Below are 26,043 nucleotides of genomic sequence, written 5' to 3' on the forward strand. Positions count from 1 at the left end.
TCAGGAGTACGCGGTCGGTTCCGGCAAGGCGCCGTCGAGCGCGTAGCGGCCCAGATCGCGGATCTTGTAATCGATCGGGTCGTGCAGCGTGTGCACGCGCACGTTGCGCCAGTAGCGGTCGAAGCCGTACTGGGCCGAGGTGCTGCGCGCGCCCGTCAGTTCGAACATCTGGCTGCTGATCTCGAGGCCGGCCTGGTGCGACAAGGCCTTCGCTTCGGCCACGGCGATGGCCACGGCGCCGCGCTCGTCGCGGCTCAGGCTGGCGCCGCGCTGAAAGGCCCGTTCGATCAGCACGGCGGCGTGGTCGGTGGCCAGTTCGGCTGGCCGCAGCAGCAGCCACAATTTGCCGTAGCGGTGCTGCACCAGCGGATCGTCCTGCGCCTTGTCGACCTTGGCGGCGAACCAGGGGCGCGTCTGCTCGCGCGTGTAGGTGCGGGCTGCCTCGAAGGCGCCCTGGCCGATGCCCAGGTACAGATTGGCCATGATCAGCTGCGCCACCTGCGAGCGCAGGCTCGCCTGCGCCGTCGGCGCCTGGCCCGGTGCCTGCAGCACCAGGTCGGCCGGCAGGTGCACGCGCTCGAAGCGGACATTGCCGCTGTCGGTCTGGCGCTGGCCGAACGCGTCCCAGTCCGCCTGCACGGTAATGCCCGCCTGCGTCGCCGGCAGCACGGCGATCAGCGCACCGTCCACGCTGTGGTCCCACGCCGACAGGGTCAGCCAGTCGGCGCCCACCGAACCGGAGCAAAAGCTCTTGATGCCGTCGAGGATAAAACCGTCGTCGCTGGCGGTGGCGATGGTGCGCTTGTCGAGGGGATTCAAGGCATTGCCCCAGAACAGGCGCTCGCGCACGGTGGCGGTGAGCAGGCGGTGCCGCTGGTCGGCATTGCCGTACAGGGTCAGGCCGGCCAGCTGCAGGTGGTGGAAGGCGTAGACATGGGCCAGCGCGCTGTCCGCTTGCGCCAGGATGCGGATGGTGGCGTAGACGGTCGGCCAGTCGGCGCCGGCGCCGCCGAATTCGGCCGGCACCGACAAGGCCAGCAGGCCGGACTGGCGGATCCATTCACGCTCGACGGCGGCATGGCCGCCCGTGCGGTCGCGTTCGAGCGCCGTGGTGGCAAGGCGCGCCGCCAGGGTGCGGGCAATGCCGATCGGGTCGTCTGGTTGCAGGTGAAGCAGCGTGGCAGGCATAAAAGAGTGCACTCGTAAAGGTTCGGTGACGTTCATCGTGCCTTGCGCGCTGCGCGCTGGGAACGAAGATATCCATGCTTCGATATGCGGAAAACACGCGAACGAAATTCGCATATCGAAGCGCGAAACCATTCGTTCGCCTTTCGCCCGCTGGTCTATAGCCTGTGCAGACCATCAACCTGCACTGGAATTACCATGAGCGTTCTTTTGATCAGCGGCAGCCCGTCGCCCACCTCCAGCGGTGCCCGCCTGCTGTACCACATCGGTGAACGGCTGGCCTCGCATGGCCATCACTGCAGCCGCCTGCTGGTGCGCGACCTGCCGGCCGAAGCGCTGTTGCATGCGAATTTCAGCGACCCCGCCATCGTCCGCGCGCTGGCCCAGGTCGCCGCCGCCGACGCCGTGGTGATCGCCACCCCCGTCTACAAGGCCGCCTATTCCGGCATTCTCAAGACGTTTCTCGACCTGCTGCCGCAAGAGGGCCTGGACGGCAAGCTGGTGCTGCCCGTCGCCACCGGCGGCAGCCAGTCGCACATGCTGGCGCTTGACTACGCGCTGCGGCCCGTGCTCGCTGCGCTGAACGCGCGCTTCATCCTGCCCAGTATTTATTCCACCTCGGACCAGCTGCACTGGCACGTCGAGCAGGGCCTGTCGCTCGATCCGGCGATCGCCCCCCGCGTGGCGCGCGGCGTCGAGCAGCTCTCGTCGGAACTGTTCGCGCTGGCGCTGCGCAGCCCCGCCATCCCCCTCAACCAAACGGCCCTGGCCTGATCGAAAGCGACCATGACACATCCAACCCAAGCACAACGCGCGGCCCGTCGACAGGCGCTGGCGATGATGGGCGCGGCCGTGTTGGCCGGCGCGCTGCCGGCCACGCTCGCGCGCGCCGCCACGGCCACGCGCGAAGTGCGCATCGGCTTTCAGAAGTACGGCACGCTGACCCTGCTCAAGGGCCGCGGCACGCTCGAGCCGCGCCTGGCCGAGAAGGGCATCACCGTCAAGTGGACGGAGTTTCCCGCCGGCCCCGTGCTGCTCGAGGGCCTCAATGTGGGCAGCATCGACTTCGGCACCGTCGGCGAGGCGCCGCCCATCTTTGCCCAGGCCGCCGGCGCCAACCTGGTCTACGTGGGCCACGAGCCGCCGTCGCCCGCGTCCGAGGCGATCGTGGTGCCGAAAGGCTCGCCCCTGCGCACGCTGGCCGACCTGCGCGGCAAGAAGGTCGCGCTCAACAAGGGCTCGAACGTGCACTACCTGCTTGTCAAGGCGCTGGAAAAGGCCGGCATCGCCTACGCCGACATCCAGCCCGTATTCCTGCCGCCGGCCGACGCCCGCGCCGCCTTCGAGCGGGGCGCCGTCGATGCCTGGGCGATCTGGGACCCGTTCCTGGCCGCCGCCGAGCACCAGTTGGGTGCGCGCGTGCTGGCCGATGGCAGCGGCCTGGTGGCCAACCACCAGTTCTACCTGGCGGCGCGCCCGTATGCGGAAAAAAATGCCGACATCGTCGCCATCGTGCTCGAGGAAGTGGCCAAGGTCGATGACTGGGGGCGCCAGCACCTGGCCGAGGTGGCGGCCATCCTGGCGCGCCAGACGGGCCTGGAACCGGCCGTGCTGGAACTGGCGGCCAAGCGCTATTCCTATGGCGTCAAGCCGGTCTCGGCGGCGGTGATCGCCGAGCAGCAGAAAATCGCCGACACCTTCCTCAACCTGAAACTCATTCCCGCCGCCATCGTCGTCAAACACGCCCAGCTGGCCGCGCGCTAGAAAGCCATTGCCATGTCATCGACTCCCCTGAACATCTTCTGGTTCATTCCCACCCACGGCGACAGCCGTTATCTCGGCACCACCAAGGGCGCGCGCACGGTTGACGGCGACTATCTCAAGCAGGTGGCGGTGGCCGCCGACACGCTCGGCTACGACGGCGTGCTGCTGCCCACGGGGCGCTCCTGCGAGGACGCCTGGGTGGTCGCGTCGAGCCTGATCGCCGTGACCCACAAGCTCAAGTTCCTGGTAGCGATCAGGCCGGGGCTGTCCAGTCCCGGCCTGGCCGTGCGCATGGCCTCGACGTTCGACCGCATCTCCAACGGCCGCCTGCTGATCAATGTCGTCACCGGCGGCGACCAGGGCGAACTGGAAGCGGACGGGGTGTTCGCCGACCACGCCAGGCGCTACGAAATTTCCGACGAATTCATCCGCATCTGGCGCGCCAGCATGGCCGGGGAAGGGGGCGCCGCCGGCTACAATTTCGACGGCAAGCACCTGCAGGTCAAGGGCGCCAAGACCTTGTATCCGCCCGTGCAAAAACCGTATCCGCCCCTGTACTTTGGCGGTTCGTCCGAGCCGGCGCACGAACTGGCGGCCGAGCAGATGGACACCTACCTGACCTGGGGCGAACCGCCGGCGGCGGTGGCCGAAAAGCTCAACGACATCCGCGCCCGCGCCGCCAGGCACGGCCGCACGCTCAAATTCGGCATCCGCCTGCATGTCATCGTGCGCGAGACCAACGAGGCCGCGTGGCGCGCCGCCGATGAACTGATCAGCCACCTCGACGACGACATCATCGCCAACGCCCAGAAATCGTTCGCCAAGATGGATTCGGTGGGCCAGCAGCGCATGGCGGCCCTGCATGGCGGGCGCCGCGACAAGCTGGAGGTGTCGCCCAACCTGTGGGCCGGCGTCGGCCTGGTGCGCGGCGGCGCCGGTACGGCGCTGGTGGGCGACGCGGAAACGGTGACGGCACGCCTGCGCGAGTACGCCGACCTGGGCATCGACACCTTTATCTTGTCCGGTTACCCGCACCTGGAAGAAGCTTACCGTTTCGCCGAGCTGGTATTTCCCCTGCTGGGCAAGGGCAAGGCGGCCGGCGAGCAGTCGCTCACGGGACCGTTCGGCGAAATGATGGCCAGCGATATCGTGCCGAAAAGGGCGGCCTGAGATGCAGCGCGGGTCGTGGGGTGAGCGGCTGGCCCCCTGGGCCTTGCCGCTGGCGCTGATCCTGGGCTGGGAAGTGGCGGCGCGCGCCGGCTGGCTGTCGAGCCGCATCCTGCCCGAGCCGCTGGCGGTGGCGCGCGCGTTCTGGCAGCTGACCGTCTCGGGCGAACTGCTGCTGCACTTGCGCACCAGCCTGTGGCGCGCGCTGTCGGGCTTTGCCATAGGCGCCGGCCTGGGCCTGGCGCTGGGCCTGTTGACGGGCAGCGTCAAGCGCGCCGAAACGCTGCTCGACACCACCTTGCAAATGGTGCGCAACATCCCCGCGCTGGCCCTGATCCCGCTGGTGATCCTGTGGTTCGGCATCGACGAGACGGCCAAGCTGTTCCTGCTGGCGGTGGGCGTGTTCTTCCCCGTCTACCTCAATACCTTTCACGGCATCCGCTCGGCCGACCAGTCGCTCATTGAAATGGCGCGCAGCTACGGCGTGCGCGGCTGGCCGCTGTACCGCGACGTGATCCTGCCGGCGGCGCTGCCGTCGATCCTGGTGGGGGTGCGTTTTTCGCTGGGCCTGGTGTGGGTGCTGCTGATCGTCGCCGAGACCATCTCGGCGCAGGCCGGCATCGGCTACATGACCATGAACGCGCGCGAATTCCTGCAAACGGACGTCGTGCTGGTGGGGATCATGCTGTACGCCCTGCTGGGCAAGGGCGCCGACGTGCTGGCCCGCGCGCTCGAGCGGCGCTGCCTGCGCTGGAACCCTGCTTACCTGTGAGAGAACCATGCACAACAACCTGATCGAACAACGCACCGTGGGCGCTGCCGCCGCGCGCGGCGCGCACGCCACGCCGGCGACGACGACAACGGTACCGGCGACGGTGCCGGCGACAGCGCTGGTGCTGCACGGCCTGGCCAAGTCGTTCGGCCCGCGGGTGGTGCTCGAGCGGCTCGACCTGGAACTGGCCGCCGGCCAGTTCGTCGCCATCGTCGGCCGCAGCGGGTGCGGCAAGAGCACCCTGCTGCGTGCCGTGGCGGGCCTGGAAACGCTCGACGGCGGCACCATCGGCGGCGCCGACGACGTGCGCATGATGTTCCAGGAGGCCCGCCTGCTGCCGTGGAAAACCGTGCTGCAGAACGTGCAACTGGGCCTGGCCGACGACGGCGGCCGCGCGCTCGAGGCGCTCGCTGCCGTCGGTCTTGCCAGCCGCGCCGCCGACTGGCCGGCGGCGCTGTCGGGCGGCCAGCGCCAGCGCGTGGCGCTGGCGCGCGCGCTGGTGCACCAGCCGCCCTTGCTGTTGCTCGACGAGCCGCTCGGCGCGCTCGACGCGCTCACCCGCATCGACATGCAGCGCCTGATCGAGTCGCTGTGGCTGGCGCGCGGCTTCACGGCGCTGCTGGTGACCCACGACGTGCAGGAAGCGATCGCGCTGGCCGACCGCGTGCTGGTGATCGAGCAGGGCGCCATTGCGCTCGACGTGGCGGTCGAGCTGCCCCGCCCGCGCCAGCGCGATGCCCGCTTCGCCTTGCTCGAGCAGCGCCTGCTCAATCACCTGCTCGGTCAGCCGGCGGGTCAGGCCGCCTGAACGGCGCCAGCCGACCCGGGCGGCACGCACGATTGAGTTCGCTGAGCAAATCTGACCGCGGTTGCGGTTAGAATGTTCCCATGAAGATTCGTGTCGCTACCTACAACATCCACAAAGGCGTGTCCACCATCCGCGCCACGCCCCGCGTGCTCGCGCTCAAGAAGGCCATCGGGCTGTTCGAGGCCGAGGTGGTGTTCTTGCAGGAAGTGCAGGGCAAGCACGACAAGTACACCAGCAAGTTCGGCGACGAAACCCGGGGCCACCGCCACTGGCCGCAGGCGGCCCAGCACGAATTTTTCGCCGGAGAATCGCACCATGCCGCCTACGGCATGAACGCCGTGTACGACCATGGCCACCACGGCAATGCCCTGCTGTCGGCTTTCCCGATTGGCAATATGGTCAACCACGATGTGTCCGACCATGCCTACGAGCAGCGCGGCGTCCTCCACTGCGTGCTGGAAACGCCGGGCGGCACCGTGCACTGCTTCGTGGTCCACCTGGGCCTGTTCGAGGCGGGCCGCACGCGCCAGACCCAGGCCCTGATCGATTGCGTGAACGCCTCGGCGCCCGATGGCGAGCCGGTCATCATCGCCGGCGACTTCAACGACTGGCGCAACACCCTGTCGGCCAATTTGCGCGACAAGCTGGGCGTGGTCGAGGTGTTCGACGAGCTCGGCACCGGCTCCACGCTGGGCGGCATGGTGCGGGGCCTGATGGGCGCCAAGCGCAAGGTCACGCCGGCGCGCACCTTTCCGGCCGCGCTGCCGTACTTTCGCCTGGACCGCATCTATGTGCGCGGTTTCAAGGTCGATACCGCCGAGGTCCTGCACGGTCCCGTGTGGGCCAAGCTGTCCGACCACGCGCCCATCGTCGCCACCCTCAAGCTGGCCTGATGGGCCGCGCGCCACACCCTCCCGGTCTTCATGCGCTCAGTCCATTATCAATACAATAATGAGGTAACGCTGCTGCAGAGCGGGGAGGCGCTGTTTCCTGCCCTGCTGGCGGGGATCGCCGGGGCCGAACAGGAAATCCATTTCGAAACCTATATTTTTGCCGCCGACGACACGGGGACGGCCGTCGAACAGGCCCTGGTTGCCGCCGGCCTGCGTGGCGTCAAGGTGCGCGTCGTCATCGACTGGTTCGGCAGCGGCCATGCCCAGTGCAAGCGCCTCAAGGCCGTGTTCGCCGCGGCGGGCGTGCACTGTCGCATTTTTAATCCCTGGTTCCGCAAGGGCGTCACGCGCACCCACCGCAAGATCACCGTGATCGACCGCCACCACGCCTTCGTGGGCGGCATCAACGTCAACGACGACTACCTGTGCGACTACGATCCCCATATCCGCCTGCCGGCGCCGCGCTGGGATTTTGCCGTGCGCGTGGCCGGCCCGCTGGTCGAGGACATCCACCGCGAAGCGCAAGCGCAGTGGGCGCGGGTGGGCCGCATGGGCCTGCTGCGCCGGATCGACCTGTTCCGCCAGCTCAAGCGCGACGGCCCCATCGCCGGCAACGGCCCCATGCAGGCGGGCCTGGTGGTGCGCGACAATCTGCGCAATCGCCGCACCATCCAGCGCGCCTACCTGCAGGCGATCGGCCGCGCCCGGCACAGCATCCTGATGGCCAATCCATATTTCGCACCGGGGCGCAAGTTTCGCGAGGCGCTGGGGCGCGCCGCCGAACGGGGCGTCAAGGTCACGCTGCTGATCGGGGTGGGCGAATTCAAGCTGCAGGACATGGTGGCCCACTCGTTCTACCCCAAACTGCTGGCCTGCGGCGTCAATGTCGTCGAGTACCAAAAAACCCAGTTGCACGCCAAGGTCGCCGTCATCGACAACGACTGGGCCACGGTGGGCTCGTCGAACTGCGACGGCCTGTCGCTGTTCCTGAACCAGGAAGCCAATGTGGTGGTGCGCGACGCCGCGTTTGCCGCCAGCATGCGCGCGCACATCGAAGCGGGCATCGCCGACGGCGTGGTGATTCCCGACGACCATTTCAACAAGGTGAGCCGCTGGCAGCGGGCCGGCTACGGCATCGCCTATTTTTTCTATAGACTGGTGATGCGCATCGTCGCCATTGGCTACGCGTGATCATGGACACTGTACGCATCGACAAGTGGCTGTGGGCAGCCCGTTTTTTCAAGACCCGTTCGCTGGCCACCGATGCCGTCGACAACGGCCGCGTGCGCCTTGACGGCGAACGCATCAAGCCGGCGCGCGCCGTCAAGGTGGGTGATCAGCTCAGTGTCGACAACGGCGCCGACCGCTGGGACATCGAAGTGCTGCAGATTTCCGACCAGCGCGGCCCGGCGCCCGTGGCGCGCTCGCTGTACGACGAAAGCGCCGCCAGCGTGGCCAAGCGCGAGCTGCTCAAGGAGGGCCGGCGCCTGTACCCGGAGCCGGGCAGCACCATCAAGGGCCGCCCCACCAAGCGCGACCGTCGCGCCCTGAGCAAGGCCAGCCAATAGCGTGCGCGGTGGCGGCGCGGGAAATCGTCCCGGCCGTCGCCGCGAGGAGTACCATCGACTTGCGCCCTCATGGCCGTGGTCAAATAGAATCGCCCTTCTAAGTTCCCGTTTGACATTTGCCCCCGGCTGGATAATAGTACGAGCGTTCGGATTTTTATGCGCCAGTCACCGCTGTTCAACTTCGTAGGTAACTTATTAACACTTCAGTCAAATTCATGCGCAAGGGCGAGTTGACCCGGGCCGCCATCCTCGACGTGGCGCTCGACCTGGCCAGCCGGGAGGGGCTCGAGGGTCTGACCATCGGCCTGCTCGCGGATAAGATGAACATGAGCAAGTCGGGCGTGTTCGCCCACTTCGGCTCGCGCGAAGATCTGCAGATCGAAGTGTTAAAGCTGTATCACGCGCGGTTCGAGCAGGAAGTGTTCTTTCCCAGCGTGCAGGAAGCGCGGGGCTTGCCGCGCCTGCGCTCGATGTTTGCCCGCTGGGTCAAGCGCGTCAGCGTGGAAATCGCCTCGGGCTGCATCTATATCAGTGGCGCCGTTGAGTACGACGACCGCCAGGGTCCCATCCGCGAAGAGCTGGTGGCGATGGTGCGGGCCTGGCAGGGCGCCTTGCGGCGCTGCGCCGAACAGTCGATCAGCAGCGGCGACCTGAAAGCGGACACCGATGCGGGCCAGCTGGTGTATGAAATGTACGGCCTGATCCTGGCCCTGCACCACGACGCCCGCTTCCTGCGCATGCCGGGCAGCGTCGACCGCTGCCGCGTCGGCTTCGACCGGCTGATCGAGAATTACCGTCACCCTTGAGTCGCAGGTCGTCGCTTTACTAGCACCGCAGCACCGCTTTACCTTTATTCTTTATTTATTCGTCATTCGTCACATTCCACCTCGTCAGGAGAAACACCATGGGTCAATACGTCGCGCCACTCAGGGACATGCAGTTCTTGTTGCACGAAATGTTCAACGTCACCGAAGAACTCAAGGCCATTCCCAAGTTTGAAGATGTCGATGCCGACATCATCAACCAGGTGCTGGAAGAGGGCGCCAAATTTACCCAGGAAGTGCTGTTCCCGCTGAACCACTCGGGCGACCGCGAAGGCTGCCACTACGATGTGGCCACCAAGTCCGTCACCACCCCGAAGGGTTTTAAAGAGGCGTACCAGAAGTACGTCGACGGCGGCTGGGCTGCGCTCGCGTGCGACCCGGAATACGGCGGCCAGGGCCTGCCCGTTGTGCTCAATAATTCCTTCTACGAGATGCTCAATTCGTCGAACCAGGCCTGGACCATGTACCCGGGCCTGTCGCACGGCGCCTACGAGTGCCTGAAAGAACACGGCACCGACGAGCAGAAAAAACTGTACCTGCCCAAACTGGTGTCGGGCCAGTGGACCGGCACCATGTGCCTGACCGAAGCCCATTGCGGCACCGACCTGGGCATGCTGCGCTCGAAAGCGCTGCCGCAGGACGACGGTTCGTGGCTGATCACGGGCTCGAAAATCTTCATCTCGGCCGGCGAACACGACATGGCCGAAAACATCATTCACCTGGTGCTGGCCCGCGTGCCTGGCGCACCGGAAGGCTCGAAAGGGATCTCGCTGTTCGTGGTGCCGAAATTCCTGCCGAACGAAGACGGCACGGTCGGCGCGCGCAACCCGATCACCTGCGGCGCCATCGAAGAAAAGATGGGCATCCACGGTAACTCGACCTGCCAGATGAACCTCGATGCGGCGCGCGGCTGGATCATCGGCGAGCCGAACAAGGGTCTCAACGCCATGTTCGTGTTCATGAACGCGGCCCGCCTGGGCGTGGGCATGCAGTCGCTGGGCCTGACCGAAGTGGCCTACCAGAACGCGCTGGTGTATGCGCGCGACCGCATCCAGATGCGCTCGCTGTCCGGCCCGAAAGCGCCCGACAAGCCAGCCGATCCCATCATCGTGCACCCCGACGTGCGTCGCATGCTGCTCACCGCCAAGGCCTACGCCGAAGGCGCGCGCGCCTTCTCGTCGTACGTCGCGCTTCAGATCGACCGCGAACTGCACCACCCTGACGCCGACGTGCGCAAGGAAGCGGCCGACGAAGTGGCGCTGCTTACGCCGATCATCAAGGCCTTCATCACCGACAACGGCTGGATCGCCACCTCGGAAGCGATGCAGGTCTACGGCGGCCACGGCTACATCGCCGAATGGGGCATGGAGCAGTACGTGCGCGACGCCCGCATCAACATGATTTACGAAGGCACCAACACGATCCAGTCGCTCGACCTGCTGGGCCGTAAAATCCTGATGGACAACGGCGCCAAGCTGCGCAAGTTCGGCGAAAAAATCAAGGCCTTCGTCGAAGAAAACGGCACCGACGAAGCGATGTCCGAGTTCGTCACCCCGCTGGGCGACCTGGGCGACAAGGTCACCAAGCTGACCATGGAAATCGGCATGAAGGCCTTCCAGAATCCGGACGAAGTGGGCGCCGCCTGCGTGCCTTACCTGCGCGTGGTCGGTCACCTGGTCTACAGCTACTTCTTTGCCCAGATGGCGAAGATCGCGCTGAGCAAGGAAGACGGCGGCGACACCTTCTACAAGGCCAAGCTGGCCACCACGCGCTTCTACTTTGCCCGCCTCTACCCCGAGACGGCCATGCTGATTCGCCAGGCCCGTTCGGGCGCCGCCAACCTGCTGGCGCTCGACGCCGATTTGTTCTAAGCCTGATAAAAAAGAGAGACATTCATGAGCAACTTCATCGTCAAAAAAGTCGCCGTACTCGGCGCCGGTGTGATGGGCGCGCAGATCGCCGCGCACTGTATCAACGCAAAAGTGCCGGTCGTGCTGTTCGACCTGCCGGCCAAGGAAGGCCCGAAGAACGGCATCGTCCTGCGCGCCATCGAAAACCTGAAAAAACTCAGCCCTGCGCCGCTCGGTAACAAGGACGACGCCGCCCTGATCCAGGTCGCCAACTACGAGGACAACCTCGAACTGCTGGCCGGCTGCGACCTGATCATCGAAGCGATCGCCGAGCGGATGGACTGGAAACACGACCTGTACGCCAAGGTCGCCCCGCACATCGCGCCGAACGCCATCTTTGCCTCGAACACCTCGGGCCTGTCGATCACCGCGCTGGCCGACGGTTTCGACGCAGCGCTCAAGGCGCGCTTTTGCGGCGTGCACTTCTTTAACCCGCCGCGCTACATGCACCTGGTCGAGATCATCCCGACCGCGTCGACCTCGCCGGCCATCGTCGACCAGCTTGAAGGCTTCCTGACGACGACCCTGGGCAAGGGCGTCGTGCGCGCCAAGGACACCCCGAACTTCATCGCCAACCGGGTCGGTATCTTCGGCATGCTCGCCACCATCCATGAAGCGGAAAAATTCGGCCTGTCGGTCGATGTCGTCGACGACCTGACCGGCGCCAAGCTCGGTCGCGCCAAGTCGGGCACCTTCCGCACCGCCGATGTCGTCGGTCTCGACACCATGGGCCATGTGATCAAGACCATGCAGGACAACCTGCAGGACGATCCCTTCTTCGCCATCTACAAGACCCCTGACGTGCTGGCCAAGCTGGTCGCCGGTGGCGCGCTGGGCCAGAAGGCCGGCGCGGGCTTCTACAAGAAGGTCGGCAAGGACATTCAGCGGCTTGACTTCGCCACCGGCACCTACGTCGCCGGCGGCGGCAAGGCGGCCGATATCGTCGGCCGCATCCTGAAAGAAAAGGACCCGGTCAAGAAATTCAAGGCCCTGCGCGAGTCGACCAATCCGCAGGCGCAGTTCCTGTGGGCGATCTTCCGCGACGCCTTCCACTACATCGCCGTGCACGCCGCGTCGATCGCCGACAACGCCCGCGACATCGATTTTGCGATGCGCTGGGGCTTCGGCTGGAATGTCGGCCCGTTCGAAACGTGGCAGGCAGCGGGCTGGCAGCAGATCGCCAGCTGGATCAGCGAAGACATCGCCGAAGGCAAAGCGCTGACCAACACGCCTTTGCCGGCATGGGTCACCAGCGGCGCCGTGGCAGAGGCAGGCGGCGTGCATACGGCCGCCGGCTCCTACTCGGTGTCGAAAGACGCCTTCGTGCCACGCTCGGAACTGGCCGTGTACGACCGCCAGGCCTTCCGCGCACCGGTGCTCGGTTCGGGCGCCATCGACGGCAAGACCGCCGGCGTCACCTTCTTCGAAGACGAGTCCGTGCGCATCTGGCACATGCAGGACGAGGTGCTGGTCATCTCGCTCAAGACCAAGATGCACGTCATCGGCGAAGGCGTCATCAACGGCCTGAAAATGGCGCAGGAAGAAGCGGCCAAGAACTTCAAGGGCCTGGTCATCTGGAATACCGACGCGGCCGAAGGCGGCGCCTTCTCCGCCGGCGCCGATCTGCAATCGGCCCTGCCACTGTTCATGCAGGGCGGCGCCAAGGCGATGGAGCCGGGCATCAAGGGCCTGCAAAACGCTTTCATGGCCATGAAATACTCGAACGTGCCAGTGGTGGCCGCGGTGGCTGGCCTGGCACTGGGCGGCGGCTGCGAAATGGCGCTGCATGCGTCCAAGCGGGTCGCCTCGATCGAGTCCTACATCGGCCTGGTGGAAGTGGGCGTCGGCCTGATCCCGGCCGGCGGTGGCCTGAAAGAAGCGGCGGCGCGCGCCTCGAACGACGCGAAGGGCAGCGACATCCTGCACTTCCTGAAAACCGGCTTCACCAATGCGGCCATGGCCAATGTGTCGAAGTCGGCGCTCGAAGCGAAGGCGATGGGCTACCTGAAGGAAGACGACGTGATTGTCTTCAACGCGTATGAACTGCTGCACGTGGCGAAAGTCGAAGCGCGCGCCATGTTCGACGCCGGCTACCGTCCACCGCTGCAAAAGCCGATCACCGTGACGGGCCGTTATGGCCTGGCCACCATCAAGGCCCAGCTGGTGAACATGCGCGACGGCGGCTTCATCTCCGCCCACGATTTCAAGCTGGGCGAAATGATCGCCACCATCGTCACCGGTGGCGACGTCGACCAGGGCAGCGTGGTCAGCGAGCAGTGGCTGCTGGACATGGAGTGCAAGGCATTCCTCGAGCTGCTCAATCACCCGAAATCGCAGGAACGGATCATGGGCATGATGCAGACCGGCAAGCCGGTACGTAACTGATCTTCAGAACAGAGAGAAGAAAATGACTAAACAACTTCAAGACGCCTACATCGTCGCCGCCACCCGTACCCCGATCGGCAAGGCGCCACGCGGCATGTTCAAGACCACCCGCCCGGACGACCTGCTGGTGCGCGTGCTGCAAAGCGCGATGGCCCAGGCGCCCGGCCTCGACCCGGCCCTGATCACCGATGCCATCATCGGCTGCTCGTTCCCGGAAGCGGAGCAGGGTTTTAACATCGCCCGCATGGCCGTGCTGCTGGCCGGCCTGCCGAAAACCGTCGGCGGCGTCACCGTCAACCGTTACTGCGCGTCGGGCATCACCGCCATCGCCATGGCGGCCGACCGCATCCGCGTCGGTGAAGCCGACGTCATGATCGCCGGCGGCGTCGAGTCGATGTCGATGGTGCCGATGATGGGCCACCACCCATCGATGAACATGAATATGTTCAGCGACGAGAACATCGGCATGGCCTACGGCATGGGCCTGACGGCGGAAAAAGTCGCCAGCCAGTGGAAAGTCTCGCGCGAAGCGCAGGACGCGTTCGCCGTCGAATCGCACCGCCGCGCCATCGCCGCCCAGCAGGCCGGCTTCTTCAGGGATGAAACCACGCCCGTCGAGATCATCACGCGCACGCCCAACCTGGCCACCGGCCAGGTCGACATCGTCAGCCGCACGGTCGACACGGACGAAGGCGCGCGCGCCGATTCGACCCTCGAATCGCTGGGCCGACTCAAGCCCGTGTTCGCCGCCAAGGGCAGCGTCACCGCCGCCAACAGCTCGCAGATGTCCGATGGCGCCGGCGCCCTGATCCTGGTGTCGGAAAAAATCCTGCGCGAGCACAACCTGACCCCGCTGGCGAAATTCTCGTCCTTCGCCGTCAAGGGCGTGCCGCCGGAAATCATGGGCATTGGTCCGAAGTTCGCCATTCCCGCCGCCTGCGCCGCCGCCGGCATCACCCAGGACCAGCTCGACTGGATCGAACTGAACGAAGCCTTCGCCGCCCAGGCGCTGGCCGTGATCGGCGACCTGGGGCTCGATCCGTCGAAGGTCAACCCGATGGGCGGCGCGATCGCGCTGGGCCATCCGCTGGGCGCCACCGGCGCCATCCGCGCCGCCACCGTCGTGCATGCGCTGCGCCGGAATAACCTCAAGTACGGCATGGTGACGATGTGCGTCGGCACCGGCATGGGCGCCGCCGGTATCTTCGAACGGGTCTGATCGCGCAGTAACTGCATGAGCCCGCAAGGCCGGGGCCAGTCCTGACACAGGCCTGGCCCCGTTTTTCATTGGCAATCACAACAATAAATCACAGGAGCACCATGGATATCTTGACCAGCAAGGCCGACGGCATCTTGACCATCGCCTTCAATCGCCCGGAACGCAAGAACGCCATCACCGGCGCCATGTACCAGACCATGGCCGACGCCCTGGTCGACGCCGACACCGACAACGCCGTGCGCGCCATCGTCTTTTTCGGCCGGCCGGAAATTTTCACGGCCGGCAACGACCTGGAAGACTTCCTCAAGAACGCCCCCGTCGGCGGCACGGCGGACGCTGCGCGTCCCGTCTACCAGTTCATGCGCGCACTGGCGGGCTCGTCGAAACCCGTCATCGCCGCCGTCTCCGGCGCCGCCATCGGCATCGGCACCACCATGCTGCTCCACTGCGACATGGTGTACGCGGCCGACAACGCCAAGTTCTGCATGCCTTTCGTGCAGCTGGGCCTGTGCCCGGAGTTTGCCTCGTCGGTGCTGTTCCCGGCCGTCGCCGGCTACCCGCGCGCGGCCGAAAAGCTGTTGCTGGGCGAGTCCTTCAGCGCCCAGGAAGCGTTCGAGATGGGCATGCTGTCCAAAGTGCTGCCGCTGGACGAACTGCAACCGTACGCGCTGCGCCAGGCGGCCAAGCTGGTCGCCCTGCCGGCCGCCTCGGTGCGCGCCACCAAGGCCCTGATGAAGCAGCCCAAGCAGGCCGGCATCGAGACGGCGATTGGCGCCGAAATCGAACTGTTCAGCGCCATGCTGCGCGCGCCCGAAGCGAAAGAAGCATTCACGGCGTTCTTCGAAAAAAGAAAGCCGGATTTTTCGAAGTTTGCCTGAGCGCCCGGGCGCCGATTGCACAGGCACTGTGCCTCAGCTTGAAAGCGCGGCGGGTAGTGTGAATGTTGATGTCCACATGCCTGCCGTGTCCGTTCTGAGCAAGCGCTTGCAAAATTTCGCCTGCCGACCATCGGACCGCGTATTCTCGTTGCCGCAAGCTGCCCGCATGGCGACATGGACGTTTTCGGAAAAGTCATATTATTTTGCTATTTCCCTGCCTTATTCGGCCTATCATGCATGTTTCCTCTCTTCATTCAGGAGCATCATGTCCTCGTTCGCCCGCGTCGCCGCTGTCCTGCTGACCCTGTCTGCCCTGCACGGCGAGCAGGCCCTTGCCCAGTCCCTGACCCCTGAGCAGCAGCAATTGCGCGCGGTCTACCAGGAACTTCTTGAGATCAACACCACCAACTCCGCCGGCAGCTGCACCGTGGCCGCCCGGGCCATGGCCGCACGGCTGAAGGCGGGCGGTTTTGCCGACGCCGACATGCAACTGATCGTGCCGCCGGGCGGGCCGAACAAGGGCATGCTGGTGGCCCGCCTCAAGGGCAGCGGCGCGAAACGGCCGCTGCTGCTGCTGGCCCACCTCGATGTGATCGAAGCCAAGCGCGAGGACTGGACGCGCGATCCGTTCAAGCTGATCGAGGAAGACGGCTATTTCTATGCCCGCGGGGCGTTCGACAACAAGGCCCAGGGCGCGATCTTCGTGTCGAACATGATGACCTACAAGCGCAGCGGCTGGACACCGGCGCGCGACCTGATCCTGGCGCTGACCTGCGACGAGGAGACCATCCCTTCCGAATTTGACGGCGTCGACTATCTGCTCAAGCATCACCGTCCCCTGATCGACGCGGAACTGGGCTTCGCCGAGGGCGGCTCCCTCGCGCAGACGCCGGACGGCAAGCTGATCAGCCACGGCATCCAGGCAGGCGAGAAAATCTTCCAGAGCTATGCGCTGGAAGTGCGCAACAACGGGGGCCACAGCTCGCTGCCGGTGCCGGACAACGCGATCTACCGCCTGGCCGAGGGCTTGTCGCGCCTGGGCAAGTTCAGTTTCCCCTTCAAGCTGACGCCCACCGCGCGCAGTTATTTCGAACGCAGCGCCGATGCCGTGGGCGGACCGATCGGCGCCGACATGAAGGCCATCCTCACGCCCGTGCCGGACGCGCAGGCCCTGGTGCGGCTGGCGCAGGTCAATGCCTTTTACAATGCCAGCGTACGCACCACCTGCGTGACCACCATGGTCAATGCCGGCCACGCGACCAATGCCCTGCCGCAGCGCGCACAGGCAGTCGTCAACTGCCGCATCCTGCCTGGTGAGCAACCCGAGGACGTACGCCAAACCCTGGTGCGGGTGCTGGCCGATGCGAACATCGCGGTCACGCCCATGGGCACGCCCGCAGTAGCGCCGGCGCCGCCGCTCAATCCTGAACTGATCAGTACGATGCAGGCCCTCAGCGAGAAGATGTGGCCAGGCGTGCCGGTGATCCCGACCATGGCGGTAGGCGCGACCGACGGACGCTTCCTCAATGGGGCCGGGATCTGGACGTATGGCGTGAGCGGCCTGCGCAAAGAGGCCAATGGCAGCGGCATCCACGGCCTCAACGAGAGGCTCAGCGTGAAGTCATTGTACGAAGGACAGCAATTCCTCGATGAACTGACCCGTGCCGTGGCCAGATAGCGTCGTTCGAACAAGTCATCGCGCCGCGCGCGGCAAAGACCGGATGGCGCCCATGGGCGAGGCGAGCGCACGCGGCCAGGCGCGCTCGCCCGTGCGTACGCTAATTCGCCGCCGTCATCGTTTATGATGCGACAACGACCACTCTTCGCGCGCGCCCATGCACCAATACACTCTGCACCAAAAAACTTTCCTTGCCCTGCTGGTGCTCGTCACCATCGGCTTTTTCTGGGTACTGGCGCCGTTCGCGGGCGCCGTCTTCTGGGGCGTGGTGCTGGCCATCCTGTTCGCACCCGTGAACCGCTGGCTGTTGAAAAAAACCGGGCAACGATCCAACCTGTCGGCCCTCACCACCCTGTTTCTGATCATCGTTATCGTCATCCTGCCGCTGTCGCTGGTGGCCGTCTCGCTGGTGAACCAGGCCGCCGGGGTGGTCGAGATGGTCAAATCGGGCGAATTGAGCGTGGGGATATTTTTCAAGCGCATCATGGAAGTGTTGCCGCAATGGGTGATCGGCCTGCTCGAGCGCTTTGAGCTCACCTCGCTGGTCACCATCGAGCAAAAAATCACGGCCGCCGCGTCTCAGGTGAGTCAGGTGGTGGCCCGGCAAGCGATCTACGTGGGCGGCTACACCTTCGACTTCCTGGTCAGCCTGTTCATCATGCTCTACCTCGTGTATTTCCTGATCCGCGACGGCTACTCGCTGGCCGGCCGCATCAAGGGTGCCGTGCCGCTCAGCCGCAAATACAAGCAGCGCCTGTTCACCAATTTCACCACCGTGATCCGCGCCACCGTCAAGGGCAATGTGCTCGTCGCCATCGCCCAGGGCGCGCTGGGCGGCCTGGCCTTCTGGTTTCTCGGGGTGGAGGGGGCAGTGCTGTGGGGCACCCTGATGGCCTTCCTGTCGCTGCTGCCGGCGGTCGGTGCGGCCATCGTGTGGGCGCCCGTCGCCGTGTACTTCCTGGCCACGGGCGCCATCTGGCAGGGCGTCTCGCTGACCGTGTTCGGCGTGGTGGTGATCGGCCTGGTCGACAACCTGCTGCGCCCCCTGCTGGTGGGCAAGGACACCAAGATGCCCGATTACGTGGTGCTGCTCTCGACGGTGGGCGGGATGGCGCTGTTCGGCCTGAACGGCTTCGTCATCGGCCCCGTGGTGGCCGCCCTGTTCATCGCCTGCTGGGACCTGTTCGTGACGGCCGAGGAGTTTCACGAGGAGTAAGGCTTACGTGAGCGGCACGACGGCCTTCGCAGGGGAGATATGCGCCGGCCGCAGCCGCAACACCCAGAACGACGCGAACACGGCAAGCCCCGCGGCGACAAAGCCGTTGACGCCGTAACCGGTGATGTGGCCGGCGCTGTCGGTGCTGAGGAACTGCCCGCCGATCCAGGCGCCCAGTCCCGTGCCCAGTTGCTGGATGGCCGAATTGACGCTCAGAAAAGCGCCCCGTTGCGCGGGCGCGGGAATTGTCGTGAGCATCGCCTGCATGGGGATATTGCGTGCCGACATGGCCGTCATGAACAGCACGAAGCACAGCACGATCAGCGCCATCGGCAGGGGCACCAGGTGGGTCAGCAGCAGCGCCGGCACGATCGACCAGGCGACGGCGACGCGGAACATGAACAGGGCGCCGAAGCGGTCGGCCAGCCGTCCCAGCCAGCGCGCACTGAGCAGCGCGGCGGCGCCGCCGCCCAGGTACACCCAGCCCATCTCGACGGGCTGCACGCCCAGGTTGCCCACCAGCGCAGGGGCAATAAAAGGGATGATCATCATCGAGCCCAGCATGTTGATCCCCGATAGCAGGAAGGCATCGCGCTGGCGCCGCACCTTGAACAGGCCCAGCAGGTCCGGCACGATATCGCGCAGCGGTCGCACGCCCTGGGCGAGGTGGCCATCGAGTTGCGGCAACACCAGCGCCGTCGCGCACCAGATCAGCACCGACATGGCGACGAGCAGGAAGAACGGCGCTGCCCAGTTGTAGTGCGCGCCCAGCACGATGCCTGCCGGCACCCCGGCCACGGCCGCCATGCCGAACGAGCTCATGACGATGCCGGTGGCGGCGCCGCGGCGCTGGGGCGGAATCACGTCGGCGATGATGGCCATGGTGATCGACGAGAGCACGCCGCCGGTCAGGCCGGCAAACGCGCGAGAAAGCAGCAGCACGTTAAAGGTGGGCGCCAGCGCGCAGGCCAGGTTCGACACGGTGAACAGGCAGAACATCGTCAACATCAGGCGCTTGCGCGAAAAACGGTCGATGTAGGTGGCCGCCAGCAGGCCGGACAGGCCGGCGCACCAGGCATACGCGGACACCGCCCCGGAAATGTCGCCCGGGCCCACCTGGAAGGCGCGCATCAGCTGGGGCGACAGGGGCATCATGACCATGAAATCCATGATGACGGTAAACTGCGTCAGCGCGAGCAGCCACAGCAGCATGCGCTCGCGACGGGGGGCGAGGACAGTGGCCTGCATCAAACGATCTTGCCGATGGCGTCGGTGGCCTGCTGCAAGATGGCCTTGATCTGCGCGCGCCGTTCGGCGTCGTCCGGCCCGGCCCGGTAGTTTTCGATCACCGCCTGCTTGAGCGCGTGCAGCATGGCGCGCACATCGTCGCGCCCTTCGCCCGGCGTGTTCAGGCGTGCCAGCACGGCGTCGACGAGCTGGCGATTTTCTGCCAGGAAGGCGCGGCCCTCGTCGGTGATACCGTGCAGTTTCTTGTTGCCGTCCGGCGCACTGTCGATGTGGCCCAGGTCGAGCAGCATCGCCAGCAGCGGGTAGATGGCGCCCGGGCTGGGGGCGTAGCCGCCCCCGGCCAGCGCCTCGATTTCCTTGATCAGCTCGTAGCCATGGCGGGGCTTTTCGGCGATCAGGTGCAGCACGACAAACCGCATGGCGCCAGCGTCGAACATCTTGGGACCGCGGCCCGGACCGCGCCCGTGCCCGTGGTGGGGGCCGTGGTGCGGAGGGGCGCTGTGAAAACCGTGGTGGTGATGGTGGTGGTGGAATGGGGGAACCATGTAAAACTCCTTAAGATATATCGTAGTGAGATATATCTTAACTTGTTTACGGGCGATTGCAAGCGGTTTTTTCAGGCGTCGACGGGAGCGGCCATTGGCGCAGCCTTTTCTTCGGCAATATGAAACGGGGCGTACCAGCAGGCCAGGAAGGAGGGAATGGTGGCGGCCATGACGAAGCCGAAATAGCCGACATACCCGAGGCGCTGTTCGAGGTGGCCGCTGATGACGCCGGTGACCAGGCCGCACAGGCCCATCAGGCCAGTGCCGAAGGCGTAATGGGTGGTCATGTACTTGCCGGGCGCCAGTTGCTGCATGAGGTAAATCATGAAGCCGACCGAGCCGAAGCCGAAGAAGAATTTTTCGATGACGACGCCGGCGCCGATCAGGAACAGGTCCTGCGGCCGCCAGATGCTCATCAGCAAAAAGGTGACGTTCGGGATGTTGACCGCGCAGCACAGCACGAACAGGGTGGCGCGCAGGCCGCGCCGCGCCACGTACCAGCCGCCCAGCAGCGAGCCGGCCAGCACCGCTGCCAGGCCGTAGGTGCCGTAGATCAGCCCCAGCAACTCGTTCGACAGCCCCAGCCCCCCTTGGGCGGCGCTGTCGACCATGAAGAAGGGGCCGATTTTCTCCAGGAAGCCGATACTGAGCCGGAACAGGAACGCAAAGGCGATCATGCGCCACACCTGGGGCTTCTGAAAAAACGTGATAAACGAATCGCGCAGGATGCGCCCGGCCTCGCTCGCGCTGGCCGGCGTGCTGGGGGCGCGTGCGCCGGCCGGCATCACCTTCCAGTGCCAGGCCGCCATCACGATGCTCAATACGGCGACGATGGCGAACACCACGCGCCAGGCGTCGATCCAGTCGGGGCCAAACCGGCTGGCGTCGTGGCCGAACACGTGCACGTGCAGGTAGCCGCTCAGGTAGACCAGCCCGCCCGAGGCGACGATGGGGCCGATATTCCACGACAGGCTCTGGATGCCGCAGTACAGCGACTGGGTGCGCTGGTCGAGCGAGGTGACGTAGACGCCATCGCTGGCGATGTCCTGGGTGGCGCCGATGAAGGACATCAGCCAGAACAGGGGCATCAGTACTGCCATGTAGGCGGGCAGCGCCATCGCCAGCGCCACGCCGGCAAAGCCCAGGCCGATCAATACCTGGGCGACCAGCACGAAAAATTTCTTGGTCCGGTACATCTCGACGAAGGGCGCGAACAGGGGCTTGATGGTGTAGGCCAGGATCAGCATGCTCGAGTACTGGGCGGCGCGGCCGTTGTCCATGCCCAGGTTCTTGAACATGATGGCCGTCACGCTGGTGAGCATGACGTAGCCCAGGGCCATGGTGAAATAGCCGCTGGGGACCCACAGCAGGGGCGAGCGCGCTTTAGTGGACATGGCCGCTCCCGGCAGTGTGGCGCGGCGCCAGCGCCGCCGCCAGCATGGCCGCCGCGCCGTGCAGGGCGCTAATCGGCGCCGCCACCAGCCAGGTCAGGCCGGTCGCGCTGGCGCCGCTGCCGGCGCCGGCGGGGTCCGGCGCCGCGAAAAAATCGCTCACCACCAGCAGCGTGTCCAGTTCAAGCTTGACGCGCGCGGCGGCGATTGAATGCTCCCAGCGGTGGCGCGCGCTCGCCGGCGCGTCCGCCCGGCCGGCGCCGTCAATGGCGATGGCGATGACGGCGTGGTGAATGCGGCCGCGCTCGCGCTGCGCCACGCTGGCCAGGTAATCGGCGGCGGCGTCTTCAAACAGCCGGTAGTGCGCGCACGGCAGGGTGGCGACGTCGCCGATGCAGCCGGGCGCCGTCTCCAGCGCAAAGCGGGCGCGGGCGGCGCCGATGTCGGCCAGCAGGCGCGGGCCATCAAAATATGCAGCAGACATGCGGTGTCCTCAGGTGGTGACGGTGACGGCGCGCTGGCGTGCCACCAGGTCGCGGTACCACCTGGCGCTGGCCTTGGGGGTGCGCTGCTGGGTATCGTAATCGACATGGACGATGCCGAACCGCTTGGCATAGCCGGAATTCCACTCGAAGTTGTCGAGCAGGCTCCACAGAAAATAGCCGGCCACGTCGACGCCCTGGTCCATCGCCGCCATCAGCGCGGCCAGGTGGGTGGCGACAAATTCGATGCGGGCGCCATCATCGACCGCGCCATCGTGCACGCTGTCGGCGCTGGCCATGCCGTTTTCGGTGATGTAGATGGGTGGCAGCGCGTACTCGGCCCGCAGCTTGAGCAGCAGTTCGGTCAGGCCGCGCGGGTAGATCTCCCAGCCCATGTCGGTGTGGCCCAGCGCCGCCGGCGCCGGCACGGGCGGCGTGGCGGCGCTGCACCAGGCGCGAAAATAATAGTTCACGCCCAGAAAATCGAGCCGCTGGCAGATCGTCGCCAGGTCGCCCGCTTCCACGCGCGGGGCGGCGGCGCCGTGCGCGGCCAGCGCCAGCGCCGGGTAGTGGCCCTTGAAGATGGGGTCCATGAACCATTGCACCGAGCGCGCGTATTCGAGTTCGGCCAGCGCCAGGTCGGCGGGCGAGTCGGTGGCCGCGTCGGCGGTCCACTGATTGAGCACGATGCCCAGTTTGGCCGTCACGTCGAGCTGGCGCATCGCCGTCATCGCCAGTCCGTGCGAGAGCAGCAGGTGGTGCGAGACCTGGATGGCGGCGCCGGCGTCGGCCACGCCGGGCGCGAACTGGGCGTTGCCGTAGCCCAGGTTGGCCGTGCACCACGGTTCGTTGTGGGTGGCGATGGTGGCCAGGCGCTTGCCAAAACGGCGCGCCACTTCGGCGGCGTAATCGGCGAAGCGGTAGGCGGTGTCGCGATTGAGCCAGCCGCCCTGGTCCTGCAAGCCTTGCGGCAGGTCCCAGTGGTACAGGGTCAGGTGGGCGGCGATGCCGCGCGCCTCGAGCGCGTCGAGCAGGCGCGCATAAAAGGCGAAGCCCGCTTCGTTCCAGGCGCCGTGGCCGAGTGGCTGCACGCGCGACCAGGCCATCGAAAAGCGGTAGGCGGGCACGCCGAGCGAGGCGATCAGCGCGACGTCCTCTTCAAAGCGGTGATAGTGGTCGCAGGCGATGTCGCCGTTACTGGCGTCGAGAATGGCGCCCGGCTGCCGGCAAAACGTGTCCCAGATCGACGGCCCCTTGCCGTCGGCCGCCGCGGCGCCCTCGATCTGAAAGGCACTGGTGGCGACGCCCCAGGTAAAGCGGGCGGGGAAGTTGAGTGATTCTGTCATGGGCTTTACGGATGGATCAAAAAAAAACCGGCTGCCGCGCGCGGCGGCCGGTTCAAACAGGAGAAGCGAGAACCGGTTTAGAAATCGAAGCCGGTGTTGATGCCAACGGTGCGCGGCGGCAGGTATTGCGCGGTCCAGGCGCCGAAGGCGTTCATGGCGCTGGTCTTGACCTTGCTGTCGCTTACGTTGCGCACGAACGCATCGACCCACCACGAGCGCGAGCGGGCGTAGCGCAGGCCGATGTCGCTGCGGGTGTAGGCCTTCTGGCGATCGCCCTCACCTAGATTGAACACCGACAGCGAGCTGGCCGTCTCGTAGTGGGTCGAGATGCGCGGCGTCAGGCGGGCGCCGTCGGCCAGGTTGAACACGTGCTGGTACTGGAACTGCATCGACAGGCTCGGCGCGTGCGGCATGCGGTTGCCCGACACGTCGAGGCAGGTGCTGATGCCCGGGATCGAGCAGGCCGGCAGCGCGTAGTCGTTGCTGCCGCCGATCAGCTGGCCCAGCTTGGCGCGGGTCCAGGCCAGCGTTACCTGCACGCGGTCGTTGGGCGTCAGCTTGGCCGCCAGCTCGGACTCGAAGCCGTAGATGTCGGCCCCTTCGGCGTTGTTGGTGACGAGCGTGTGCGAGCCGTCCGGGTTGGTGACGGGGGCGCTGAACTGGAAGTCCTTGAACTTCTCGTAGAACAGGGCGTTGTTCCACTTGACGGCGCCATTGAGGAAGCTGTGCTTGGTGCCGATTTCATAGTTGGTCAGCTTCTCCGGCGCGTACGGCCGGCCGCCGTCCTGCAGGCCGCCCGATTTGTAGCCCGTCGAAACGCTGGCGTAGACCATATTGCGGGGATCGAGCTCATAGGCCACGCGCGCCAGCCAGGTCGCCTTGTTGCCTTTATAGACGCCATCGTTGGACGGCACGCCGGGGCTGTAGCCCTGGCCGGGAATGCGCGGATCGATCGAGCCGCTCACCGGCACCTGCGGCACGGTCGGATCGTAGTTCCAGGTGTAGCCGTTGCCGCCCACGTTGGTGCGCTTGTCCGAGGTATAGCGCGCGCCGCCGGTCAGGTGCAGGCTGTCGCTGACGTTCCAGGTGGCCTGGCCGAAGGCGGCCGTCGAAGCGACCGTCTCCTTCGGCTGGATGAACGAGCCCTGCCAGGCCACCGTGCCCTGCTGGGTGCCGTTGAAGACGGGGATGTCGAAGCGGATGTCGTTCTTCTCGTTGGCGTAGTACAGGCCGACGAGCCAGTCGACCGTTTTTTTGCCCACCGACTGCAATTCGACTTCGTGGCTGTAGTTGGTGTAGTTCGACGACACCGTGTTGTTGGCCTGGTAGGTGGCGCCCGTGGCGAAGCTGGTCGGCACCTGGGTGCCGCCGTCCTGGTCGAACGTCGAGTTGCCGGAAAAGCGCGACCAGCCGGCGATGTAGCTCAGGCTCAGGTCGGGCGCAAGGACGTAGTCGATGCGGCTGCGCACCGAGTTGGTGTCGCGCTCGAGGGTGGGGGCGACGTCGGCCAGGGTCGACCAGAGCTTGGTGCCGGCGCGCGGCGTTTGCAGCAGGTTCATCGACGGCGTGCCGCGGTCGGCGAATTTTTCGTAGGCGATATTCCAGGTCATCGCCGGCACCGGATGCCACAGCAGCGACAAGCGCAGGGCGCTCTGGTCCTGGGCGCTGTATTTGGGGCCGCCCGTGACGAACAGGTTCGGATTGATGGGCTGGAAGGCGCTGGGGTTGCCGCCGCCGGCGATGAAGGCGGCGCGCTGGCTGGCCACGGAGCTGATGGGCAGATGCTGGTAGTCGACATAGCCATCGTGCTGCTCGTGGACAAAGGCGATGCGCAGGGCGGCCGTCTCGCCCAGCGGCACGTTGACGGCGCCGCGCGCGCCCAGTCGGCTGTAGCTGCCGGCGCCCGCTTCAACGTTGCCCGAGTTCGAGCCCAGCACCGGTTTGACCGTCTGCATGTTGACCGCGCCGACGGTGGAATTACGGCCCCACAGCGTGCCTTGCGGGCCGCGCAGCACTTCGATGGCGTCGAGGTCGAACAGCAGGGCGCTGGCACCTTCCGGACGGGGCGAGTAGACGCCGTCGATGAAGGTGGCCACTTCCGGATCGGCGTATTCGGTCTTGGCGCTGTCGTTGCCGACCCCGCGCAAGGTCATGGTGATGACGCCATGGTCGCCCTGGCCGGTGGCCTGGAAGCCGGGCACCAGGTTGACCACGTCGGCGATGGTTTGCACGTGGGCGTCGTCGAGGGCGGCGGCGTTGAGGGCCGTGATGGCCACCGGGGTGCGCTGCAGCGAGGTCGAGCGCTTGGTGGCGGTGACGAACACTTCGGCGATGGGGCCGTCGACGGTGGCAACGGGCGCCGCCGGCGTGGTTTGCGCCTGGACGGCGCAACTGGCCGCCAGGGTCAGCACGGCGAAGGCGATCGGGGTGATGCGGGAAAGACGGTGGGGGCGATGCATCGAGGGCGCACGAACGCCCGGCGCGGTAGGTTTCATTCTGTCTCCAATTATTGTTTGATGTTGTCAGGGCCGCAATCGGCTCGACACTACGGTCGCTTCCGAATGAAACCGATTTCATAATCCGTGAAATCGATTTCATAATATTTTTGAATCGCCGCGAAGTCAAACAAAATTCGCCGCTGGTGGGAAAATAAAACGACAGAAAGTCGATTGTCATGCGCAGCGAGTACGGGACCTGGCGGGCGCTGCAATGATGGACCGGGCCGGCGCGGCGCCGTCGCCGGCGCACCCGATGGCGGCGAAAA

At 65.9% G+C, this 26,043-nt stretch carries 22 protein-coding genes; 15 read left to right on the forward strand and 7 right to left on the reverse strand.

The features are described from left to right. Positions 1-1,188, reverse strand: a complete 1,188-nt coding sequence (locus tag ACP7EY_RS07270) for an acyl-CoA dehydrogenase family protein (protein WP_426191934.1) — start codon at positions 1,186-1,188, stop codon at positions 1-3. A gap of 195 nt (positions 1,189-1,383) precedes the next feature. On the opposite strand from ACP7EY_RS07270, the gene ssuE reads away from it, so the two are divergent. The 15 genes from ssuE to ACP7EY_RS07345 all read left to right on the forward strand — a co-directional run bounded on the left by ssuE (position 1,384) and on the right by ACP7EY_RS07345 (position 18,267). Then, positions 1,384-1,959, forward strand: a complete 576-nt coding sequence (gene ssuE, locus ACP7EY_RS07275) for an NADPH-dependent FMN reductase (RefSeq protein ID WP_426191936.1) — start codon at positions 1,384-1,386, stop codon at positions 1,957-1,959. 12 nt (positions 1,960-1,971) lie between these two features. Beyond that, complete coding sequence (locus tag ACP7EY_RS07280) at positions 1,972-2,949, forward strand: sulfonate ABC transporter substrate-binding protein (protein ID WP_426191938.1); 978 nt, start codon at positions 1,972-1,974, stop codon at positions 2,947-2,949. 27 nt (positions 2,950-2,976) lie between these two features. Beyond that, complete coding sequence (gene ssuD, locus ACP7EY_RS07285) at positions 2,977-4,119, forward strand: FMNH2-dependent alkanesulfonate monooxygenase (RefSeq protein WP_426192104.1); 1,143 nt, start codon at positions 2,977-2,979, stop codon at positions 4,117-4,119. Between the two features lies 1 nt (position 4,120). Next, the gene (gene ssuC, locus ACP7EY_RS07290; RefSeq protein ID WP_426191940.1) at positions 4,121-4,888 is read left to right on the forward strand and encodes an aliphatic sulfonate ABC transporter permease SsuC; all 768 of its coding nucleotides are present in this window, start codon (positions 4,121-4,123) and stop codon (positions 4,886-4,888) included. A gap of 7 nt (positions 4,889-4,895) precedes the next feature. After that, positions 4,896-5,696, forward strand: coding sequence for an ATP-binding cassette domain-containing protein (locus ACP7EY_RS07295; protein WP_426191943.1), 801 nt, complete (start codon positions 4,896-4,898; stop codon positions 5,694-5,696). Positions 5,697-5,776: 80 nt separating this feature from the next. Then, positions 5,777-6,589 (forward strand): endonuclease/exonuclease/phosphatase family protein, encoded by an 813-nt coding sequence (locus ACP7EY_RS07300; protein ID WP_426191945.1) that lies wholly within the window; start codon positions 5,777-5,779, stop codon positions 6,587-6,589. A 30-nt stretch (positions 6,590-6,619) separates the two neighbouring features. Next, entirely contained in the window at positions 6,620-7,780 is a 1,161-nt protein-coding gene (gene clsB, locus ACP7EY_RS07305; protein WP_426191947.1) for a cardiolipin synthase ClsB, read from the forward strand. A gap of 2 nt (positions 7,781-7,782) precedes the next feature. Further along, on the forward strand, positions 7,783-8,157 hold the full coding sequence (locus tag ACP7EY_RS07310) for an RNA-binding S4 domain-containing protein (RefSeq protein WP_426191949.1): 375 nt from the start codon (positions 7,783-7,785) through the stop codon (positions 8,155-8,157). Positions 8,158-8,372: 215 nt separating this feature from the next. After that, a complete protein-coding gene (locus tag ACP7EY_RS07315) occupies positions 8,373-8,963 on the forward strand; it encodes a TetR/AcrR family transcriptional regulator (protein ID WP_426191951.1) in 591 nt (196 codons plus the stop codon). A gap of 98 nt (positions 8,964-9,061) precedes the next feature. Then, entirely contained in the window at positions 9,062-10,852 is a 1,791-nt protein-coding gene (locus ACP7EY_RS07320; RefSeq protein WP_426191953.1) for an acyl-CoA dehydrogenase C-terminal domain-containing protein, read from the forward strand. Between the two features lie 24 nt (positions 10,853-10,876). Next, on the forward strand, positions 10,877-13,276 hold the full coding sequence (locus ACP7EY_RS07325; protein ID WP_426191955.1) for a 3-hydroxyacyl-CoA dehydrogenase/enoyl-CoA hydratase family protein: 2,400 nt from the start codon (positions 10,877-10,879) through the stop codon (positions 13,274-13,276). Between the two features lie 22 nt (positions 13,277-13,298). Then, entirely contained in the window at positions 13,299-14,495 is a 1,197-nt protein-coding gene (locus tag ACP7EY_RS07330; RefSeq protein WP_426191957.1) for an acetyl-CoA C-acyltransferase, read from the forward strand. 101 nt (positions 14,496-14,596) lie between these two features. Further along, positions 14,597-15,373, forward strand: a complete 777-nt coding sequence (locus tag ACP7EY_RS07335; RefSeq protein WP_426191959.1) for an enoyl-CoA hydratase — start codon at positions 14,597-14,599, stop codon at positions 15,371-15,373. 265 nt (positions 15,374-15,638) lie between these two features. Then, positions 15,639-17,051 (forward strand): M20/M25/M40 family metallo-hydrolase, encoded by a 1,413-nt coding sequence (locus ACP7EY_RS07340; protein ID WP_426191961.1) that lies wholly within the window; start codon positions 15,639-15,641, stop codon positions 17,049-17,051. Between the two features lie 157 nt (positions 17,052-17,208). Then, positions 17,209-18,267 (forward strand): AI-2E family transporter, encoded by a 1,059-nt coding sequence (locus tag ACP7EY_RS07345; protein WP_426191963.1) that lies wholly within the window; start codon positions 17,209-17,211, stop codon positions 18,265-18,267. Positions 18,268-18,270: 3 nt separating this feature from the next. Here ACP7EY_RS07345 and ACP7EY_RS07350 read toward each other — a convergent pair whose 3' ends face one another. From ACP7EY_RS07350 to ACP7EY_RS07375, 6 genes are all read right to left on the reverse strand, one after another. Then, entirely contained in the window at positions 18,271-19,515 is a 1,245-nt protein-coding gene (locus tag ACP7EY_RS07350) for an MFS transporter (protein ID WP_426191965.1), read from the reverse strand. After that, positions 19,515-20,060 carry a PadR family transcriptional regulator gene (locus tag ACP7EY_RS07355; RefSeq protein WP_426191967.1) on the reverse strand — a complete coding sequence of 182 codons (546 nt, stop codon included), beginning with the start codon at positions 20,058-20,060 and terminating at the stop codon, positions 19,515-19,517. Before ACP7EY_RS07355 ends, ACP7EY_RS07350 begins: the two co-directional genes overlap by 1 nt. A gap of 71 nt (positions 20,061-20,131) precedes the next feature. Next, positions 20,132-21,454, reverse strand: coding sequence for an MFS transporter (locus ACP7EY_RS07360; protein ID WP_426191969.1), 1,323 nt, complete (start codon positions 21,452-21,454; stop codon positions 20,132-20,134). Then, positions 21,444-21,935 (reverse strand): glucokinase, encoded by a 492-nt coding sequence (locus tag ACP7EY_RS07365; protein ID WP_426191971.1) that lies wholly within the window; start codon positions 21,933-21,935, stop codon positions 21,444-21,446. The genes ACP7EY_RS07360 and ACP7EY_RS07365 overlap by 11 nt, the downstream gene beginning before the upstream one ends. Positions 21,936-21,944: 9 nt before the next feature. After that, positions 21,945-23,279, reverse strand: coding sequence for a GH1 family beta-glucosidase (locus ACP7EY_RS07370; RefSeq protein ID WP_426191973.1), 1,335 nt, complete (start codon positions 23,277-23,279; stop codon positions 21,945-21,947). A gap of 77 nt (positions 23,280-23,356) precedes the next feature. Beyond that, positions 23,357-25,774: a TonB-dependent receptor gene (locus ACP7EY_RS07375; RefSeq protein WP_426191975.1), complete on the reverse strand. Its 2,418-nt coding sequence runs from the start codon at positions 25,772-25,774 to the stop codon at positions 23,357-23,359. Between the last annotated feature and the right edge of the window lie 269 nt (positions 25,775-26,043).

This window comes from Massilia sp. DWR3-1-1, assembly GCF_049898325.1.
In the GTDB taxonomy this organism is placed as follows: domain Bacteria; phylum Pseudomonadota; class Gammaproteobacteria; order Burkholderiales; family Burkholderiaceae_D; genus JAFCUW01.